Below are 19775 nucleotides of genomic sequence, written 5' to 3'. Positions count from 1 at the left end.
ACGTGAAGCTGCTTGCGTCCGGGCGCGTCCTCCGCAATCTGCTGAAAGATAAACTTGTCGGAGCTTGATTGATGCAGGACCTGTCCCCCCGCGCTGCGGATCTGTTGGCACAACGCCTTTTCGAGGCCGGATGCCGCCACGCGTTCGGAATGCCCGGTGGCGAGGTTCTGACATTGGTGGATGCACTGGAAAGCGCAGGTATCACCTTTCATCTGACCAAACATGAAAACGCAGCCGGTTTCATGGCCGAAGCCGTTCATCATCGCGATGGTGCACCTGCGATTCTGGTGGCCACGCTTGGCCCGGGCGCAATGAATGGGATTAACGTTGTCGCGAACGCATTGCAGGATCGCGTTCCGATGATCGTGTTGACCGGATGCGTCGATGCGGACGAAGCACTGACCTACACTCATCAGGTGATGGATCACTCGCAAGTCTACCGCTCGATCACCAAGGGCACTTTCATGCTAACTGCTGACGGGGCCGATATCATCGCCGACAAGGCGGTATCGCTTGCGAACCAGCCGCGCCCCGGTCCGGTGCACATCGATGTGCCAATCTCAGTGGCCGATACGCGCGTATCGGGGGTTAAACACCGTCGTCTCGCGAAAATCGCACCCGTCGCACCTGGCGCTGAATGTCTGGAAAAGGCTCGCCGTTGGGTGGCCGAGGCCGAACGCCCCTTGGCGATCATTGGTCTCGATATTCTCTACGACGACTCGCGCTTTGTCGTGCGGGCGTTTTTGGAGCATTTCAACATTCCCTTCGTCACGACCTACAAGGCCAAGGGGGTGGTGCCCGAGGATCATCCGCTATGTCTGGGTGGGGCGGGTCTTTCGCCGCTGGCCGACAAGCATCTGATCCCGTTGGTGGAACAAGCTGATCTGGTGCTATGCTTGGGCTATGACCCCATAGAAATGCGCCCTGGCTGGCGCGAGATTTGGGACCCGGAAGACAAGCGAGTGATCGACATTGCTGCTGTAGTGAACGATCACTATATGCATCAGGCCGGATTAAATTTGGTGGCGGACACCAGCGCAACGCTTGAGGCCATCGCCAAGGGCAACCCTGCCCGCAAGACTTGGTCGAATGGTGAACCGGATCAAGTCAAGACAGCACTGGCAGAAGCCTTCCCAACCGATGAAGACTGGGGACCGGCGGCGATCATCGCGGAAACCCGTGCAGTGCTACCAACTGAGTCACTCGCCACCGCCGACAGTGGCGCCCATCGCATTCTGCTCAGCCAGATGTGGGAGTGTTCGGAGGAGCGCGGGCTGATCCAGTCTTCGGCGCTATGCACAATGGGGTGCGCTGTCCCTATGGCGATTGGACTGAAACTGGCTGAACCGGACCGCCCCGTGATCAGCTTCTCGGGCGACGCCGGGTTTCTGATGGTCGCCGGAGAGCTTTCGACTGCCGCCGAAATGGGCGGCAACCCGATCTTTCTTGTGTTTGTCGATTCCAGCCTTGCCCTGATTGAATTGAAGCAGCGCCAGCGCCAGATGGGCAATCGAGGTGTCGATTTCGACCGCCACGACTTTGCCGCCATGGGGCGAGCCTTTGGCGGGTACGGTCATACGGTGCGCAACCGCGACGAATTGCGGGCAGCGCTGGATCAGGCGTTGAAAGCCGACAAATTCACTGTCATTGCTGCGGAGATCGACCGTGGAGGATATGATGGCCGCATCTGAAGGACCCCTGAAGGGCGTCAAGGTACTGGATCTGTCGCGCATTCTGGCTGGCCCGACCTGCACGCAACTGCTGGGTGATTTGGGAGCCACCGTCATCAAGATCGAAAACCCAGCGACCGGAGGTGACGACACGCGGCAATGGGGTCCTCCCTACATCGAATACGCGGATGGTAACCGCTCGGATTTGAGCGCCTATTTCATGTCATCCAATCGCAACAAGAAATCGGTCGCGTTGGATATCGCCTCGGCGGAAGGTCAAGCGGAAATCCGGAGATTGGCGTCTCATGCGGATATCCTGATCGAGAACTTCAAGCCCGGCGGGCTGGCGAAATACGGGCTCGACTACGCCACCCTGTCCAAAGAGTTTCCCAGCCTAGTCTATTGCTCGATCTCGGGTTACGGGCAGACCGGTCCGAACGCATCGAAACCCGGTTATGACCTGATGGCACAAGGCTATGGCGGAGTTATGTCGCTGACTGGAGATCCCGAAGGCGCACCAATGAAGGTTGGCGTTGGCATCGCCGATGTGATGTGCGGCATGTATGCCTGCGTCGGTATTTTGGCGGCTCTGCGGCATCGCGATCTGACCGGCGAAGGCCAGCAGGTCGACCTTGCGCTGGTGGATTCGCAAGTGGCCTGGCTGATCAACGAAGGCGTGAACTACCTGACCTCGGGCAATGTGCCTCAACGACGCGGCAACGGGCATCCAAACATTGTCCCTTACGACGTATATGCAACCAGCGACGGGCACGTGATTCTTGCGGTCGGAAACGACAGCCAGTTCAAAAGATTCTGCAGTTTCATCCAACACCCAGAGCTTGCTGACGATCCGCGATTTGCCACCAATCCTGCCCGTCTTGAAAATCGTGACGCATTGAATGCAATCCTTCGCCCCGCCGTACAGGCGCTGGATACCAGCCGCGTTATTGCAGGACTGGAAGAATTGAAAGTACCGGTTGGTCCTGTGCAAACACTTGATCAGGTCTTCACCTCAGATCAGGTCGCTGCCCGGCGGATGCAGGTCACCATGCAGGCTGCACCCGGTGAGGTGCAATTGATCGGAAACCCTCTGAACCTGTCCCGTACACCTGTAACATATCGCAGTGCACCTCCAGTCTGTGGCGCTGACACACAAGCTGTTCTAAACGCAGAAAATCCCTTCGAAGATTGAAACACTCTGCCTGATTAGGCGGCAAGTTGCTGAAACATGCCCTTGAATCGGCGGTTTTTTTCGCGTTTTCCACACACGCGTTTTCACCAATTCGAGAGCAGGGTCGATACTGTTACGACCCCGCGGCACACTCTGTTACATCAAACACTATAGAATGCCGCAATCAGATTGGACCCAAGCATGAAACAAGACGTCTTTGGACAGATGAACACCCTGACCCAGCCCGCAAGCGTCGAGGCGTGGGATGGTGTTCTCCTTGGGTTCATGGCGCACGCAGCCGTAACGCCGCAGCATCTGGGCAAGGTGCTGGAGCTTGAGCCGGACTTTGCCCTGGGTCACGCGATCAAAGGTCTGTTCATGGTCCTGCTGGGTCGCCGCGAGATGATCGCGGTCGCGGCCGAAGCGCTGACCGCAGCCAATGCAGCGATGGAGCGTCAGCCGGTTTCGGACCGTGAAAAGCTGTATGTCGAGGCACTGGCGATGTATATGGCTGACCTCCCCACTCAAGCGGTACAGAAATTCGAAGAAATCCTTCGGGCGCACCCCACGGACACTCTGGCGATGAAACTCAGCCACGCCACTCGGTTCGTTCTGGGGGATTCGCACGGTATGCGCCGTTCGATTGAGCGCGTGATGCCCGCTTACGAACCCGACCACGCTGGGCGTGGATATCTGCTGGGCTGCCATTCATTTGCTCTTGAAGAAACGGGTGCCTACGAGAAAGCCGAGATCGCCGGGCGTCAGGCCTTGTGGATGGTCTCGGACGACGCCTGGGGACTGCACGCCGTAGCGCATGTGCACGAGATGACCGGCAATGCCCAGTTGGGTCTGGACTGGCTCGCGGGACGCGAGGACGCCTGGGCGCATTGCAACAACTTCCGCTATCACGTCTGGTGGCACAAGGCGCTGATGCGTTTGGATCTGGGACAGGTCGATCAGGTGATGGCGCTTTACGATCACCACATTCGTCAGGACAAAACCGACGATTACCGAGATATCTCGAACGCCACCTCGCTTTTGTCGCGGCTTGAGCTTGAGGGCGTCGACGTAGGCAACCGTTGGGAAGAACTGGCCGATCTCAGCGCCGCCCGCACCGAAGACGGATGCCTGATCTTCGCCGACCTGCATTACTTGCTGGCCCTGACTGGCGACAACCGTTCGGATGCGACCAGCAAAATACTGCACCGCATCCAGAGCGATGCCCAGCGCAACCAGGGCGATACGCCGATCCGCATGTCTGATCCCGGCGTCGCTGCGGCCAAGGGGCTTGAGGCCTTTGGCGAAGGCCTCTATGGCCAAGCCTTTGACTTTTTGTCAGACGCACGTGGTGGAATGCAGCTGGCTGGTGGCAGCCACGCCCAACGTGATGTATTCGAGCGCATCACAATTGATTCAGGCCTGCGCGCCGGCCGTCTGGATGCTGTCGAGCGCATTCTTGACGACCGCCGCGCCAAGCGCTCCGGTGGCGAAGACAACTATGCCCTCGCCCGCCGCGCGTTGATCGAGGCCGCACGCGACAATGGCGACGCACAAAGCGTCCCCGCCGAATAAGAACAATAAAAAAGACCAAGAAGGACAGAAACCGTATGGCGACTGCATCGCCCGCTTCTGATTTTGCTCCGGTGGCCTCTCAAAGCGCTGCCCCTGCCCGCACGCGCGACCCGCGCCTTGATTTCTATCGCGGTATCGCGATGTTCATCATCCTTATTGCCCATATCCCGAACGATCCCTGGGCCAAGTGGATTCCTGCCCGGTTCGGGTTTTCGGATGCAACCGAAATCTTTGTTTTCTGCTCCGGCATGGCCTCGGCCATCGCCTTTGGCGGAGCGTTCATGCGCAAGGGCTGGTTGATGGGCACCGCGCGCGTATCGTTCCGTATTTGGCAGGTCTATTGGGCCCATATTTGTCTGTTTTTCTTCGTCGCTATGACCATGGCAGCGCTGAACCAAAGCGGGCTGTTCGAGAAAAACTATATCTCGTCGCTGAACCTGCAGCATTTCTTCAATGACCCCGCGCCACAGATCGTAGGGTTGTTCACCCTGACCTATGTGCCCAACTATTTTGACATCCTACCGATGTATCTGGTGGTGCTTGCGATGATGCCGCTGTTCATGGGGCTGCATCGCATCGGGTTTTGGGCAGTCGCCCTGGCCTCGGTCACGATCTGGCTGATCGCGCAATACGACTATCTCGATCTGCCTGCTGAGCCCTGGTCGGATCGGCAATGGTTCTTCAACCCGTTTGGCTGGCAATTGCTGTTCTTCACTGGCTTCGCGTTCATGCGCGGCTGGATTCCCGCCCCGCCGGTTTCAAAAACGTTGATCTGGGCGGCCTCATTATTCCTGATCTTCTCGATGCCGTTTGGTTCGTGGAAGGTTTTTACCTGGATAAATGCCGCAGCACCCGATCTGGCCGATGAAATCCGCAAAGTCTGGCCGGTAACCAAAGAGTTCCGCAACAAGACAGACTTTGGCCTTTTCCGATATTTGCATTTCCTCTCACTGGCCTATCTGGGCTGGGTTGTTGCCGGTGAGCATGGCCATCGCCTGATCACCACCGGTCAGGGAGCCGCAGCGAAGGTTTGGCAGTTGCTGCTGAGTGTCATCACCAAAGTCGGGCAGCAGTCGCTTGCGGTCTTTGTATTTTCCATGGCTGCAGCACGACTTATCGGCGTCGGATTGGACCTGAGTGGGCGGGATGTTGCCAGTGTCTTTGTCGCCAACATGATTGGCTTTGCCATGATCATCGGCGTGGCCTATCTGGCCGCGTGGTTTAAGTCACACCCTTGGAAGACTAAGAAATGAATTTTACACGCCGCGCATTCCTCGCCTCATCAACGGCATTGATCCTCGCTCCGGCAGCTCATGCGACCGGCGGTGAGGTCGCCTTTGACCGCAACACAGTTATCGAAATGGCGCGTGACCTGGCAAGCCGACCTTATGTAGAACGCGAGATGGTGCCGCAAGAATGGCAGGATCTGAATTATGAGCAATATCGCTCGATCCGTTTCCAGTTGGAAAAAGGCCTTTGGTACAGCACCAAGTCACCGTTCGAAGTCGACTTCTTCGCGCCCGGACTTTACTTCCCTCGCGCAGTGCAAATTTCAACCGTCGACCATGGTCATGTGACACCTGTTGCCTTTGATCTGGACATGTTCACAAAAAGCGAAGACGTTCCCTCTTTGCCTGCAGATGAAACGCTGGGCTTTTCGGGGTTCCGCCTGCGTGCCGAGATGCATCGGCCCGGGTTAACCGACGAGTTCTGCGTCTTTCAGGGTGCCAGCTATTTCCGCGCGATCGGTTTGCACGAAGCATATGGTTTGTCAGCACGCGGTTTGGCGCTGAAAACCGGCGATCCCGATGGGGAGGAATTTCCCGATTTCATTCGCTTCTGGCTCGAAAAGCCTGCGTCGGGACAGCGGAACATGGTGGTCCACGCCCTGATGGACAGCCCCAGCGTCAGTGGTGCGTACCGGTTTGAAATCACGCCAGGTGACGACACCATCATGGACGTCAGCGCAACGCTGTTTCCGCGCACCGACCTGTCCCATGTCGGCATCGCACCAGGCACATCCATGTTCCTGTTCGATCAGACCAATCACAGCCGGTTCGATGATTTTCGCCCCGCAGTTCACGACAGCGACGGGTTGCTGATCCGGAATGGTGCGGGCGAAGTCCTATGGCGGCCATTGGCCAATCCAACCCGCCTGCAGATCGCCTCATTTGTGGATATGAACCCACGTGGCTTTGGCCTGATGCAGCGTAAGCGCGAATTCTCAGACTACGCTGATCTTGAGGCCAACTATCACAAGCGCCCCAGCCTGTGGGTCGAGCCCAATGGGGACTGGGGCAAGGGGTCTGTCACGCTGGTAGAAATACCCGCAGATCAGGAAATCTATGACAACATCGTCGCCTACTGGCGGCCGATGGAACCGTACGCGGCAGGCAGCCAAGTTGATATGTCCTATCGCCTGATCTGGGGCGAAGAGCCTCAGCACACACCCGTCGCGCGGGTCATCAATACAGCCATGGGCGATAATACCTTTGGCGAAGGACGGTTGGCCGTGATCGACTTTGAACCAAGCGATCTGTTTGACGACCCCGAGGAGATGACTGTTTTTGTCGACTCGCCTCATGCTGAGACGTCGGACGGGGTGTTGCAGCGTAATCCAGATACAGGTGGATTACGACTGGCGTTCTCGTTTGAACCTGGTGAACGCAACCATGTCGAATTGCGCGCACAATTGCTGAAAGACAAACAGCCGGCCTCTGAAGTCTGGCTATACCGTTGGACCTCATGAGCCGCGATCTTCATATCATGCCGCCCGAGGCCCCTCTGGCGATGCCCGCGCAGAACTTTGCGCAGGGGTTCCGCGATGCGCAGGCCCCGACTGGCGGTCGGAGACCATCAGCCGGATTCTGGCGTGCGCTGGCCTTTTCACCGGCGATGGCGGCAACTTTGGGCCTGCTCTGGGTCATGTCTGACTGGTTCAGCGCCGAGGGGATCAACCTGGTCGAAGGTATCCTGCTAACGTTGATCTCTTTCAACTTCTTCTGGATTTCATTCACGGTCTGTACCGTGTTGCTGGGCATGGTTTCGCTGTCCCGTCAGGAGCAGCCCAAACGCGAAGGCCGACCGCAGCCGCTGCGCGTGGCGCTGTTGACGCCGGTCTACAACGAGGTGCCCTGGAACGTTCTGGGCAATGCTCGCACAATGCTTGAAGACCTGCAGCAACGCGGCGGTCAGCACCATTATGCCATGTTCATTCTATCCGATACCCGCGATCCCGAAATTGCGGCGCAAGAACAGGCCAGTGTCGAGGCATTGCGCACAACCTTGGCACCAGGTTTGGAACTTTACTATCGCCGCCGCCCTGCAAACACGGATCGCAAGGTCGGGAACATTGCCGATTGGGTCAGCCGCTGGGGCGCGGATTGGGATGCGATGCTGGTGCTGGATGCCGACAGCTTGATGACAGGTCGCGCGATCAGCCGTTTGACCGACGCGCTGGCGCGTGATCCGGGTGCAGGCCTGATCCAGAGCTATCCGCAACTGATCGGCGCGCAGTCGGTTTTCGCCCGGATGCAGCAATTTGCCAATGGTGTCTATGGTATCGCATTTGCCGAAGGTCTGGCCCGCTGGTGCGGGCAAGAAGGCAATTACTGGGGCCATAACGCCATCATCCGCACAAGCGCTTTTGCCTCCAGCGCGGGCTTGCCGAAGCTGAAATCTCTCAATGGGCAGGACAAGCTGATCATGAGCCACGATTTCGTCGAGGCCGGACTGCTGCGTCGCGCCGGATGGGCCGTGCGCTTTTTGCCACGCATTCGCGGATCGTATGAAGAAACACCACCCACCCTCATCGACCACGCCATGCGCGACCGCCGTTGGTGTCAGGGCAACCTGCAGCACCTGAAACTGCTTGGTTCGACGGGGTTCCGTGCGGTCTCACGCTTCCATATGTTTCACGGTGCGGTCGGATATCTGATGTCGCCGCTATGGTTTGCGCTTTTGGTGATGTGGGCTTTGATCGGCCAGGGCAAGGATGCCTCGGTTCTGCATTACTTCAGCCCCGACAATCCGCTTTTCCCGCAATGGCCTGAGATGTCCGAAACACGCCACGTACTGATCATTTTGGTGATGTACGCAATGCTGCTGGCCCCAAAGGTTCTGGGCGTGGCCGCACTGCCCCTCAGCGGCGTACGATATTCCGATTTCGGCGGTACCCGTAAGTTCTTTACTTCATTCCTGTCCGAGGTCGTTTTATCAGTTCTCTATGCTCCGATTTTGATGGTGCAGCAGATGATCGCGGTTTTCCGGACCACCCTGGGCATTCAAAAAGGCTGGTCACCGCAGGCCCGCGATGGCGGCAGCTATGGGCTGCGGACCCTGATCTTGTGTCACGCGCTTGAAACCGTAAGCGGTGTGGCATTGAGCGTTGGTATCCTTGCTGGTCTCGTCTCAGTTTGGTTGGCCCCAATCGCGATCAGTCTTGCGCTGGCAATCCCGCTTTCGGCGCTCAGCGGCGTATCAGCGGGCGCTGCGCGTCGTATGGTCGGGATGCGCGAAGACGTCAGCGAGCCTGCCATCACCCGGTCAGCACGGCTCTATCGTGATGAGTTGAAGCGCCTGATCGAAGGTAAGGGCATCGTCACCCCAGCAGAGTAATCAACTGCCGGGTAAGCCCTCGTACCAATCCACCATCATATCGGCCCAACCTTTGGGCACTGTATGTCCACCTGGAAACAGCGCGAATTCCAGCGCGCTGCTTTCAGCGCATCCCATCCAGTTCCGACGCATGAACTGGCCAGTGGTTGAAAACCCGCTGGGTTTGGTATCGACGCATTCATTGGCAACGCGCCAGATCTCCAATCCAGCAAAGATATCACCTTGATGGAACCGGCCTCCGCCCAGTATGCGCCCTTCCAACGGAACCACATTGTCTGTCCAACCGTGGGTGTGGAACAGACGGACCGGTCCTTCGCAAGTCTCGGGATGCGGCCTCCAGAAACCGCCTGAAACCGGTGCATAGGCCGAGAAGTTTTCCGGCGCAGCGCAGGCAAGGTAATAAACCATAAATGCACCCGCTGAAAAACCGCTTAGCACCACGCGACCGGGGTCTACGTCAAACCGCTTGGCCGCATCCTGAACGGCTTCGGTCAAAAATGCGGCCTCATCACGCCCGTCCCAACCAGGGAAGAAGTTCCAGCTTTGACGACCATTCCGCTCGGAACCTTCCGGGGCCATCACGGCGTAGCCGCGATTCAGGAGCGGATCGACCATTGCCCTGTTCTTGAGTGTCCCAGTACCCGTGCCACCGTATCCATGCATGAATACGACTAGCGGCGGATTGTCAGTTGCCGGCAACTCGATCTGATACGCGCCTGCATCTGTCTTGCAAACCCCATCTTGATCACCGCAAACGGCCAGAGCGGTTTCCCCCGTAAAGGCAAGGCCCAAAGCCAGCAATAATCTCGCTCGCATTACGTATCCTCTTTGTAATCATTGACTGGCAGACCCGCACGAACCCAACCTGGTCCGGCGGCCGACCCCAACATACCCTCAGGCACATCGATGACATTGGTGAAACCCGCTTCGGTCAGTTGGTTGCTTAACCGGGCAGAACGTACACCACGCGCGCAAATCAATGCCACCGGCACGGTGCGATCGCCCTCGAGCAATTGATCCAAAACGGGCACAAAATCTTTGCGTCGCATGTCGAGCGGATGGGCACCTTCACCGATCCCCGTTGCGCGCCATTCGCGAGGGGTACGGATGTCGATCAGAACAATATCCCCCTGCCGCACCTGCTGGTGGGCAGTGGAAACCGCGATCTGATGTCCTGCGTAATCCTGTGGAATCAAACGGTATTCCCGGAGCGCCAAGCCTCCGGCTATCACCGTTCCTGCACCAAGCAAGACCCATCGACGGGTTTTGATCGCGTGTTCTGCCAAATTGCGACTCCTGATGTAAATTTGGGTCATATCACAAGCACGCCACCATTTCGCGCCCCAGTTCGCGCGCGTCGTTCAAGATATCGTCATCGCCCCCCGAACAACTTTGCAATGGTCAATCTCTTCGAAAAAACAGCCCAATCTCTGGACAGTTCGGAATTTTTCCCTACAAAATCAGGACTAACTTGACCGCACAGACCGGAGTATCGCACTTGTCCCTATTCCTTATCGCGGCCCTTCCCTTCCTCGGAGCTGTTTTTCCAGCCCTCTTGATCCGGGCAGGACGAAACGCAGCAGCTTCCGCGGCAGGGCTGACCACATTCCTCGCCCTCATGGGACTATTGATCCATATTCCCAGCGTCATGCGCGGCGAGGTGGTGACTGCGCGATTTGACTGGATACCGGGGCTGGGGCTGAACGCGAATTTCATGCTCGACGGGCTGGGTTTTCTGTTCGCGCTGCTGATCTTAGGGATCGGCTTGCTGATAGTCCTGTATGCGCGGTTTTACCTGTCACGCGAAGATCCGATGGGGCAGTTCTATACCTATCTACTGTTGTTTCAGGGCGCGATGGTCGGTATCGTTCTGTCTGACAACATATTACTTCTTCTTATTTTCTGGGAACTTACGTCCCTAAGCTCATTCCTTTTGATCGGCTATTGGAGGCATCTGCCCGAAGGGCGGCAAGGTGCCCGGATGGCGCTGGCTGTCACCGGCTCAGGCGGGCTGGCGATGATCGCCGGGATGCTGATCCTGGGCAACATCGTTGGCTCCTACGATCTAAGCGTCATCCTGCAGAACAAAGAACTGATACAGGCGTCGCCCTACTACCTGCCCGCGCTGATCCTGATACTGCTGGGCTGTTTCACCAAGTCGGCACAATTCCCGTTTCATTTCTGGCTACCGCACGCCATGGCTGCACCGACACCAGTTTCAGCCTATCTGCACTCTGCCACGATGGTAAAAGCCGGTCTGTTCTTGATGGCCCGGATGTGGCCGGTTCTGGCTGGGACGGATGCGTGGTTTTACATCGTCGCCACCACCGGGCTGATCACCATGCTGCTGGGTGCAGTGATTGCGCTGTTCAAGGACGATCTCAAGGCACTGCTTGCATTTTCGACAGTCTCACACCTTGGATTGGTGACCATGCTGCTGGGCTTTGGCACCAAGATCGCGGCTGTGGCAGCCATCTTCCACATCATCAACCACGCGACGTTCAAGGCGGCCTTGTTCATGACCGCTGGGATCGTGGATCACGAGACCGGAACGCGCGATGTCAAAAGGCTGGGCGGCCTGCGGCACCTCATGCCAATCACCTTTATCATTGGCACCATTGCGGCGTTATCGATGGCCGGTCTACCACCACTGAATGGGTTCCTGTCAAAAGAGATGATGCTGGAGGAGACCGTTCACACCACCTGGCTGAACTCGCATTATCTGGTGCCCGGTCTAGCCCTGCTGGCGGCGCTGTTTTCGGCGGCCTATTCCTTCCGCTTTGTCAGCCATGTTTTTCTGGGCCCCGAGCGCGACGATTATCCCGCGCATCCGCACGACCCGCCCGTCGGTCTTTGGCTGGCCCCGGCGTTCCTTGTGGTGCTGGTCGTCCTGATCGGTCTTTATTCCGCAGCCATCGTTGGCCCGCTTGTCGCGGTTGTCTCCAGCGCGGTGATCGGGGGCGAGAAGCTGCCCTATTACTCGCTGAAACTATGGCATGGTTTCACTCCTGCGCTTTACATGTCGGCAGTGGCAACGCTGGGTGGCCTGTTCCTGCTGTCGCTGCATAAACGCGGCGACCAGATCTGGAACGTCCTGCCCCGCCCCGAGGCCAAGGTGATCTTCGAAGCGGTCATCGACGCGCTTACCCGCCTTAGCCGGTGGATTACGGATGAGCTGCACAACGGCGTGATCAGCCGCTATGCCATCATCCTGATCGCCTTCACGGTCGGCATCGGTTACTACGCCTTTGCAACTGGCACGATAGGCTTAGAAACCCGGGTGCCGCTCCCGGCCCAGATCATTCCCATCATCGGTTGGATTTGCCTTGTCGCGGCGACACTTGCGATCATGTGGTTCCACCGCAACCGCCTGCTCTCACTGGTGTTGATTGGGGTTGTCGGTCTGATCGTATCCATGGCGTTCAACTATCTCTCGGCCCCCGATCTGGCACTGACGCAGATCTCAGTTGAAGTTGTAACCATGATCCTGTTGTTGCTGTCGCTGAACTTCCTGCCCACCGAAACGCCTTGGGACAGCAGCGCCGCACGGCGCTGGCGCGATGCAGCGATTTCGGTTGTTGCCGGGGTCGGCTCGGGCGCGTTGATCTACGCGCTGATGATGCGGGATTTCGCCTTTCCGACGATTTCGGAATTCCATCTTGCGAATTCCTACAAGGGCGGTGGCGGTACCAATGTGGTGAACGTAATTCTCGTCGACTTCCGGGGTTTTGATACATTCGGTGAGATCATCGTGCTGGGTATTGCCGCCCTGATCATCTTTGCCCTGACCGAAGCGGTTCTGAGCACCAACGTGCGCGGCTATTTGCTGAACCGCAAACCGCACTGGCCGCAGTCAGGTGACTCGCATCCTCTGATGATGGTTGTCGCCACACGGGTAATGATGCCAATTGCCTTGATGGTTGGTGCCTACATCTTCTTCCGTGGCCATAACCAGCCCGGAGGTGGCTTTATCGCAGGCCTCATCGTCGCCATCGCATATCTGATGCAATACATGGCCAGCGGATACACATGGGCCATCGAACGGCAACGGTTCTACTACCACGGCACGATCGGCTGGGGTGTCCTGATTGCCGCCGCCACCGGTTTAGGCGCGTGGTTTAATGAGCGCCCGTTCCTGACAAGTGATTTCGGTTATATCCACTGGCCACCTCTGGAAGAGTTCGAATGGGCCACTGCAATTCTGTTCGATACCGGAGTGTTCCTCGCCGTATTGGGGGCGGTGATGCTGGCGCTCGACAGTCTGTCGCGGTTCGCCTGGCAGCCGGGCATGGCGCAGGAATTCCCGATGGATATCAATCCGTTGCGAGACAATCCTCCGGAAGATGAAAATGAGAAGGAGCAGGCCTGATGGAAGCGCTCGTAGCCTCTGCCGTAGGTGTGATGACCGCCGCCGGGATTTTCCTGATCCTGCGCCGCCGAACCTTCCCGGTTATTCTGGGCCTGTCTCTGATCACCTATGCCGTGAACGTATTCCTGTTCGCCACAGGACGTTTGGCGCTGGACGCCCCGGCCGTTCTGAACAAATACGAAGATGTGCCCTATACCGATCCGCTGCCGCAAGCGCTGGTTCTGACGGCAATCGTGATCTCGTTCGGGATGACCGCGGTGATCGTGATGATCGCCCTGTCTGCCTATCTGTCCTCGAAGGATGACCATATTGACATGAGTGCGAGTGACAGCGTGGATGCACCGGGAGAAGACGCATGAACCACTGGATCGTTGCGCCGATCGTCCTGCCCGCGATCCTGGCCCCGTTCATCATCATGGTCCTGCGATATCATCTGGATTTGCAACGCATATTCTCGGTCGCGGGGGTAGTCGGGCTGCTGGGGATCGCACTGACCATCACAGCGCAAGCCACAACCGGGGAAATCCAGGTCTATGAGCTGGGCGATTGGCCTGCGCCATTCGGCATCGTGCTGGTATTGGACCGGATGTCGGCCATGATGGTGCTGCTTACTGCGTTGCTGGCCCTGCCCATCGTTCTTTACGCCATCGGATCCGGGTGGGATGATAGGGGCAAGCATTTCCACGCCCTTTTCCATTTCCAGCTCATGGGTGTTTGCGGGGCCTTTCTGACAGGGGACGCCTTTAACCTATTTGTGTTTTTCGAGGTCCTTCTGATCGCTTCGTACGGGCTCATGACACACGGAGGCGGAGCGGTCCGGCTGAAGGCAGGGGTGCAATACGTCACCTACAACCTGCTGGGATCAACCCTTTTCCTGTTTGCGCTTGGAACTATCTACGCCGTCACCGGCACGCTCAACATGGCTGATCTTGCTGTTCGGGTCGCAGAAATTCCACCCGAGGATACCGCCCTGCTACGGGTTGGGGCCGTTCTGCTGCTGTTGGTGTTTTGTATCAAGGCTGCCGTGCTGCCGCTGCATTTCTGGCTTCCTGCAAGTTATGCCAATGCGCCTCTACCTGTGGCCGCCCTGTTTGCAATCATGACGAAGGTCGGGGCCTACTCTATCCTGCGGGTGTATACTCTGGTCTTCGGACCGGACGTTGCCGCAACCGAAGGCCTGGTTGGTGCGTGGTTGCAACCTGCAGCATTGGTCACCTTGGCGGTTGGTACCGTAGGCATTCTGGGCTCACAGCATATCGCACGGATGGTTGCTTTCTGCGCCATTACCTCGATGGGAACATTGCTCATCGCTATCTCGCTATTCAGTGAGGTCGCAGCGGCAGCAGCCCTGTATTACGTCTTCCATTCGACGCTCGCGACCGCTTTGCTATTCCTGGTGGCGGATATGGTGATGGAACGTCGTGGAGGTGCCATCTCGCCGACTGCACCGATGCCGCAAACCGGGCTGATCTCGGCCCTCTTCTTTGTTGGTGCCATTGCTATGGCAGGAATGCCCCCACTATCCGGCTTCATCGGCAAATTGCTTGTTCTTGACGCCTCGCGCGGGGCACCGGATGCCAATGCGGTCTGGGCTGTGATCTTGATCGGATCATTCGTGACCATTGTCGGACTGGCCCGTGCCGGCACACTCATTTTCTGGAAGTGCCACGACGTGCAGGCAATCCCGCCAACTGAACCAGATTCCGAAGAAGAACCTGTTGCCACCGCAATTGCGCCTGAACCGCACGCAGCCCTTGCGTTTACCTCAGTCTTTGGCGCGGTTCTTGGTCTGGTACTGCTCACACTATTTGCTGGTCCGGCACTGCAGTACACCAGTAAAACCGCAGAACAGTTGTTTACACCCGACAACTACATCTCTGCCGTGTTAGGGAGGGAAGAATGATAAAGCTGCTGCACCGGATTTTCCCCCACCCTCATTTGACCGTTTTGCTGACGCTTGTCTGGATTTTACTGGCGAATTCGCCGTCGCTGAATTCGCTTGTGTTCGGCTTGTTGCTGGGGATCATTATTCCGTTCATCACGCAACCCTATTGGCCTGACCGTCCCAAGCTGCGCAATTGGCCAATGGTCGTGGAATATATGCTGGTCGTGCTGTGGGATATCGTGATCGCAAACATTACTGTCGCCAGGATCATCCTGTTCAAACGGGATGCCGACCGCCAACCCGGATTTGTCTGCGTTCCCCTCGAACTGCGCACGCCCGAAGCGATCACAGTGCTTGCTGGAACTATCACCATGACACCCGGTACCGTAAGCTGTGATCTGTCCGCACAAGGGCACAATCTGCTGGTACACTGCTTGGATGCGCCAAACCCCGAGGAAGTGCGCGACCAGATCAAAAGCCGCTACGAGCGCCGCCTTAAGGAGATTTTCGAATGATCGAATATGCGATATATTTTGCATTCGCCTGTTTCGGAGCGGCGATCATGATGTGCCTTTGGCGGATCATCACTGCAGATGGCGTGGGCACCCGTGTACTGGCACTGGATACAATGGTGATCAACACCATCGCATTGCTGATACTGTATGGGCTTAGCATCGAAACCGAGATTTTCTTTGAGGCCGCGATGATCATCGCCATGCTGGGCTTTGTCTCAACCGTGGCCTACGCGCGCTTCATGCTGCGCGGCAACATCATCGAGTGAGGGCGGCATGACATTCATCTTCGAACTGCTCATTGCCTTCTTCCTGATCGTCTCGGGCATATTCGGCTTTGTCGGCTCGTTTGGCATGATTAAGCTGAAAGACCCGATGTCGCGATTGCACGCACCAACCAAAGCGACAACGCTGGGTGTGGGAGGTGTACTCCTGGCTTCGATCGCACATTCAGTACTGCTTGAGGGCAAACTTTCACTGCATGAGCTGTTGATTACGCTGTTCCTTTTCCTGACGGCACCGATCACGGCCCTGTTCATTGCCAAATGGCACATTCATCGACATGAAAAGCCCAGTGATTTGCCTGATGCGGGCGAGGATGAGCTTTGGGCCACCCACGCCGTTGAGCAGGTTGAAGACGTCCCGGACCACAGCGCGAACTAGTTACAATGCACACACCACCGCTGCCCCTGACCCGCGATCTGGTTCTGATTGGCGGGGGTCACACCCATGCGCTACTGCTACGCAAATGGGGGATGAACCCGTTGCCGGGTGCGCGTATTACGGTGATCAATCCCGGCCCGACCGCGCCCTATTCGGGAATGTTGCCGGGCTTTGTTGCTGGCCATTATCAGCGTTGGGAACTTGATATCGATCTGGTCCGTCTCGCCCGCTATGCAGGGGCTCGGGTAATATTGGGCACAGTTGAGGGGATCGATCCGGACAGACGTCAAATCAATGTTCCCGGACGCGCGCCGGTGGCGTTTGATGTCGCCTCGGTCAACGTGGGGATCACGTCAGATATGCCTGCCTTGCCCGGTTTTTCCGACCATGCGGTCCCCGCCAAACCCCTTGGCCGCTTCGCCGCACAATGGGAGGAGTATCTTTCAGAGCCCGGCCCCGCCTCGGTCGCGGTGATCGGTGGCGGTGTTGCCGGTGCTGAATTGGTCATGGCAATGGCCCATGCCCTGCGCGCCAACGGGCGTGACGCAAAGGTCACTTTGATCGATAATGCAACCGCCCTGTCCGCAACAATTCCAAAAGCCTCAGCAACCATCCGTCAGGCCATGAAGCAACTAGGGATCGAGGTTCTTGAGCACGCTTCCATTCAGCAAATTTCAAAGGGGCGAATTGATTTGTCAAACGGTCATCAGATCGTTGCCGAATTCATCACCGGAGCGGCAGGCGCACGGCCATATGATTGGATTTCCAACAGCGACCTCGCGCTTCAAGACGGCTTCATCCAGGTGAACGCGTTCCTGCAATCCAGCGATCCTGCGATCTTTGCCGCCGGCGATTGTGCGCACCTCTCAGATAACCCGCGCCCCAAAGCCGGGGTATACGCGGTGCGCGAGGCACCGATCTTGTATGACAATCTGCGCGCGGCACTGGGTGCCGGGAAGATGAGGCGATATGCCCCTCAAAAGGATTACCTGAAGCTCATCTCGCTCGGCCAAAAATCTGCGGTTGCCGAACGATTGGGAACCTCGTTCAGAGGAACGCTCATGTGGAAGTGGAAGAACCGCATCGATCAGCGTTTCATGAACAGATTTCGTGAACTGCCCCAAATGCCCGCCCCCCCTCTGCCTCGGTATCACACTGCTGGGATGCAAGAGGCACTGGGAGAAAAGCCGATGTGCGGTGGATGCGGTGCCAAAATCGGTCGAAGAGCGCTGCAAACCGCGCTGGCCGAACTGCCGCGGCTTGAAAAGCCTGACATCACTCAGCTGCCCGGCGACGACGCGGCATTGCTGAAGACCGGCGGTGTACGACAGGTTATAACTTCGGATCATCTGCGAAGCTTCACCAATGATCCGACCTTGATGACCCGGATTGCCGCAGTTCACGCACTTGGTGATATTTGGGCGATGGGCGCACAGCCACAAGCCGCGACGGCCACAATCATCCTGCCCCGCATGTCCGCTGAACTCCAGCAACGCACGATGGCCGAAATCATGCAGGTTGCCAGCTCTGTCATGCATCAGGCCGGTGCCGAAGTTGTCGGTGGGCACAGTTCGATGGGCGATGAATCGACCTTTGGCTTCACGTTGACAGGTCTTTGCGAAGCCGAACCCATCACGCTAGGCGGTGCGAAATCCGGTGATGCCTTGATCCTGACAAAGCCACTGGGCAGCGGTGTGTTGATGGCCGCTGAAATGGCCGGGCAAGCAAAAGGAGATTGGGTCGTATCCGCCTTCGAGCACATGATACAGCCGCAAGGCGAGGCATCCCACATCTTAAGAAGCGCCCACGCGATGACCGATGTCACAGGATTCGGTCTGGCAGGTCACCTGCAGGGCATGTGTGAGGCTTCGGGATGTGGCGCGACCCTGTCTCTGGCGCAGGTCCCGGTTATGAAAGGTGCAGTTGAACTAAGTGATCAGGGCATCCGATCCACAATCTACGCCGATAACCGCACCATAACCCCTGAACTTCCAACCGGAGGCAAAGCTGACCTGTTGTTCGACCCCCAAACAGCCGGAGGCCTATTGGCAGCCGTTGCATCCGAGGAGGCTGAACATCTGTGTGCCCAACTGCAGGCCGTCGGCTATCCTGCTGCTCTGATCGGCCACTTGAACACGACACCGGTCCTGCGCGTTCACAACTGATCAAGTATCCTTTCGATCTGTTCCGCTGTCGCGGACAACCCCTTGCCATCAAGTGACGGCGCATCAATCTGGGCGATTACCTCAGCGTGTTGTGCTTTACGGGATTTGGCGTAAGCCGGATCATAGTGCTGCTCCATCAGTGCCTGAGTCAGAGCCCTTTTGTCCCCCGCGTCAATCAAATCCAACCAACCATCTACAACATCATGGCCACGATGAAGCCGCAGCGGTGACAATCGGTCTCGTAGCCTTTCTCTATCTGACAAGATGTCGTCATAGGCCGAAACCAGATACTCCGTCCGCGCCTCGATCGGCGCATTGATTTGAATTCTAGGTGCCGAACACAGGGCAGACCAAAGGCTGGGTGGCAGGATCAGGCTTCCGATTTTCGACGACTCCGCCTCAACTACGATCGGCCGGGCCTCGTCCATTTCGACCAGAGCTGCGGTCAAAGCGGATTCAAACGCTTTCTGACTCGGTTGGCCGCCGGGCATTTCGCCCAACAATGATCCTCGGTGATTGGCCAACCCTTCCAGATCAACCACCTGAACACCTAACGTCTGCAGGTGTGCTAGCAGGTTAGTTTTGGCCGTCCCGGTGTATCCGTCCAGTGCGACCAGCCGATAGGGCAGCGCATCATCATAAAGGTATTGCTTCACCATCCGGCGATAGGATCGGTATCCGCCTTCAACCACCTCGGCGCGCCAGCCAATCTGCTGAAGCATCCAGCCGAAGGACCCGGATCGCTGACCACCACGCCAGCAATAAACCAAGGGTTTCCAGTCTCCCTCATGGTGGCTAAGTCGGTTCTCAATGTGATCCGCTGCATTGCGAAATACCAGTGCCGCACCCAACTTGCGGGCCAGAAACGGGCTTTGCTGGACATACATGGTGCCAACCCGCGCACGCTCTTCATCGTTCAGAACGGGAAGGTTGATGGCGCCGGGCATGTGATCCTCGACGAACTCAGCTGGGCTTCGCACGTCGATGACCGTATCAAACTCGTGGCTGTAAAGCTGTGCCAGACTGGAGAATTTCAATGTCATGCCAACGGTCTATCGCGCCTATCGGCAGAAGAAAAGCAAGCGGCCATCAGTGACACCGGAACGCCGCATTGATGAGCCATTGCAATACGCGTGCGCTTGGGTAATGAA

Annotated in this window: 16 protein-coding genes; 13 read left to right on the top strand and 3 right to left on the bottom strand. The window is 57.4% G+C overall.

Annotated elements, in window-relative coordinates:
* Positions 1–71 precede the first annotated feature (71 nt).
* From G7G_RS0104675 to mdoH, 6 genes are all read left to right on the top strand, one after another.
* Positions 72–1691 (top strand): thiamine pyrophosphate-binding protein, encoded by a 1620-nt coding sequence (locus G7G_RS0104675; protein WP_010438954.1) that lies wholly within the window; start codon positions 72–74, stop codon positions 1689–1691.
* A complete protein-coding gene (locus tag G7G_RS0104670; protein WP_010438953.1) occupies positions 1678–2862 on the top strand; it encodes a CaiB/BaiF CoA transferase family protein in 1185 nt (394 codons plus the stop codon). The genes G7G_RS0104675 and G7G_RS0104670 overlap by 14 nt, the downstream gene beginning before the upstream one ends.
* Before the next feature lie 180 nt (positions 2863–3042).
* Positions 3043–4413 carry a tetratricopeptide repeat protein gene (locus tag G7G_RS0104665; protein WP_010438951.1) on the top strand — a complete coding sequence of 457 codons (1371 nt, stop codon included), beginning with the start codon at positions 3043–3045 and terminating at the stop codon, positions 4411–4413.
* A gap of 35 nt (positions 4414–4448) precedes the next feature.
* Positions 4449–5666, top strand: coding sequence for an OpgC family protein (locus tag G7G_RS0104660; RefSeq protein ID WP_010438949.1), 1218 nt, complete (start codon positions 4449–4451; stop codon positions 5664–5666).
* Positions 5663–7162: an OpgD/OpgG family glucan biosynthesis protein gene (locus G7G_RS0104655; RefSeq protein WP_010438947.1), complete on the top strand. Its 1500-nt coding sequence runs from the start codon at positions 5663–5665 to the stop codon at positions 7160–7162. The genes G7G_RS0104660 and G7G_RS0104655 overlap by 4 nt, the downstream gene beginning before the upstream one ends.
* Positions 7159–9030, top strand: a complete 1872-nt coding sequence (gene mdoH / locus G7G_RS0104650) for a glucans biosynthesis glucosyltransferase MdoH (RefSeq protein ID WP_010438942.1) — start codon at positions 7159–7161, stop codon at positions 9028–9030. Before G7G_RS0104655 ends, mdoH begins: the two co-directional genes overlap by 4 nt.
* Here the strand turns inward: mdoH and G7G_RS0104645 are convergent, their stop codons facing one another.
* Both G7G_RS0104645 and G7G_RS0104640 read right to left on the bottom strand, forming a co-directional pair.
* Positions 9031–9846 (bottom strand): CE1 family esterase, encoded by an 816-nt coding sequence (locus tag G7G_RS0104645; RefSeq protein WP_010438940.1) that lies wholly within the window; start codon positions 9844–9846, stop codon positions 9031–9033.
* Complete coding sequence (locus G7G_RS0104640) at positions 9846–10316, bottom strand: rhodanese-like domain-containing protein (protein ID WP_010438938.1); 471 nt, start codon at positions 10314–10316, stop codon at positions 9846–9848. Before G7G_RS0104640 ends, G7G_RS0104645 begins: the two co-directional genes overlap by 1 nt.
* Positions 10317–10528: 212 nt before the next feature.
* Between G7G_RS0104640 and G7G_RS0104635 the strand changes: the two genes are divergently transcribed.
* Genes G7G_RS0104635 through selD form a run of 7 tightly spaced genes read left to right on the top strand, consistent with a single transcriptional unit; the run spans position 10529 to position 18624 of the window.
* Positions 10529–13399 (top strand): monovalent cation/H+ antiporter subunit A, encoded by a 2871-nt coding sequence (locus G7G_RS0104635; protein ID WP_029621726.1) that lies wholly within the window; start codon positions 10529–10531, stop codon positions 13397–13399.
* Entirely contained in the window at positions 13399–13758 is a 360-nt protein-coding gene (locus tag G7G_RS0104630) for a Na+/H+ antiporter subunit C (protein ID WP_010438934.1), read from the top strand. Before G7G_RS0104635 ends, G7G_RS0104630 begins: the two co-directional genes overlap by 1 nt.
* Positions 13755–15302, top strand: a complete 1548-nt coding sequence (locus tag G7G_RS0104625; protein WP_010438933.1) for a monovalent cation/H+ antiporter subunit D — start codon at positions 13755–13757, stop codon at positions 15300–15302. The genes G7G_RS0104630 and G7G_RS0104625 overlap by 4 nt, the downstream gene beginning before the upstream one ends.
* Entirely contained in the window at positions 15302–15799 is a 498-nt protein-coding gene (locus G7G_RS0104620) for a Na+/H+ antiporter subunit E (RefSeq protein ID WP_029621724.1), read from the top strand. The genes G7G_RS0104625 and G7G_RS0104620 overlap by 1 nt, the downstream gene beginning before the upstream one ends.
* Positions 15796–16065, top strand: coding sequence for a K+/H+ antiporter subunit F (locus G7G_RS0104615; RefSeq protein ID WP_010438928.1), 270 nt, complete (start codon positions 15796–15798; stop codon positions 16063–16065). Before G7G_RS0104620 ends, G7G_RS0104615 begins: the two co-directional genes overlap by 4 nt.
* A 7-nt stretch (positions 16066–16072) precedes the next feature.
* Positions 16073–16459 (top strand): Na+/H+ antiporter subunit G, encoded by a 387-nt coding sequence (locus G7G_RS0104610; protein WP_010438925.1) that lies wholly within the window; start codon positions 16073–16075, stop codon positions 16457–16459.
* A gap of 5 nt (positions 16460–16464) precedes the next feature.
* Positions 16465–18624, top strand: coding sequence for a selenide, water dikinase SelD (selD, locus tag G7G_RS0104605; protein ID WP_010438922.1), 2160 nt, complete (start codon positions 16465–16467; stop codon positions 18622–18624).
* On the opposite strand, the gene mnmH is transcribed toward selD, so the two are convergent.
* A complete protein-coding gene (gene mnmH, locus G7G_RS0104600) occupies positions 18615–19667 on the bottom strand; it encodes a tRNA 2-selenouridine(34) synthase MnmH (RefSeq protein ID WP_010438920.1) in 1053 nt (350 codons plus the stop codon). The genes selD and mnmH overlap by 10 nt on opposite strands.
* Positions 19668–19775 lie beyond the last annotated feature (108 nt).

Source organism: Ruegeria conchae (assembly GCF_000192475.1).
Taxonomy (GTDB): domain Bacteria; phylum Pseudomonadota; class Alphaproteobacteria; order Rhodobacterales; family Rhodobacteraceae; genus Ruegeria; species Ruegeria conchae.
Note: the sequence above shows the minus strand (reverse complement) of the source record. Positions and strands in the feature narration are given on the sequence as shown.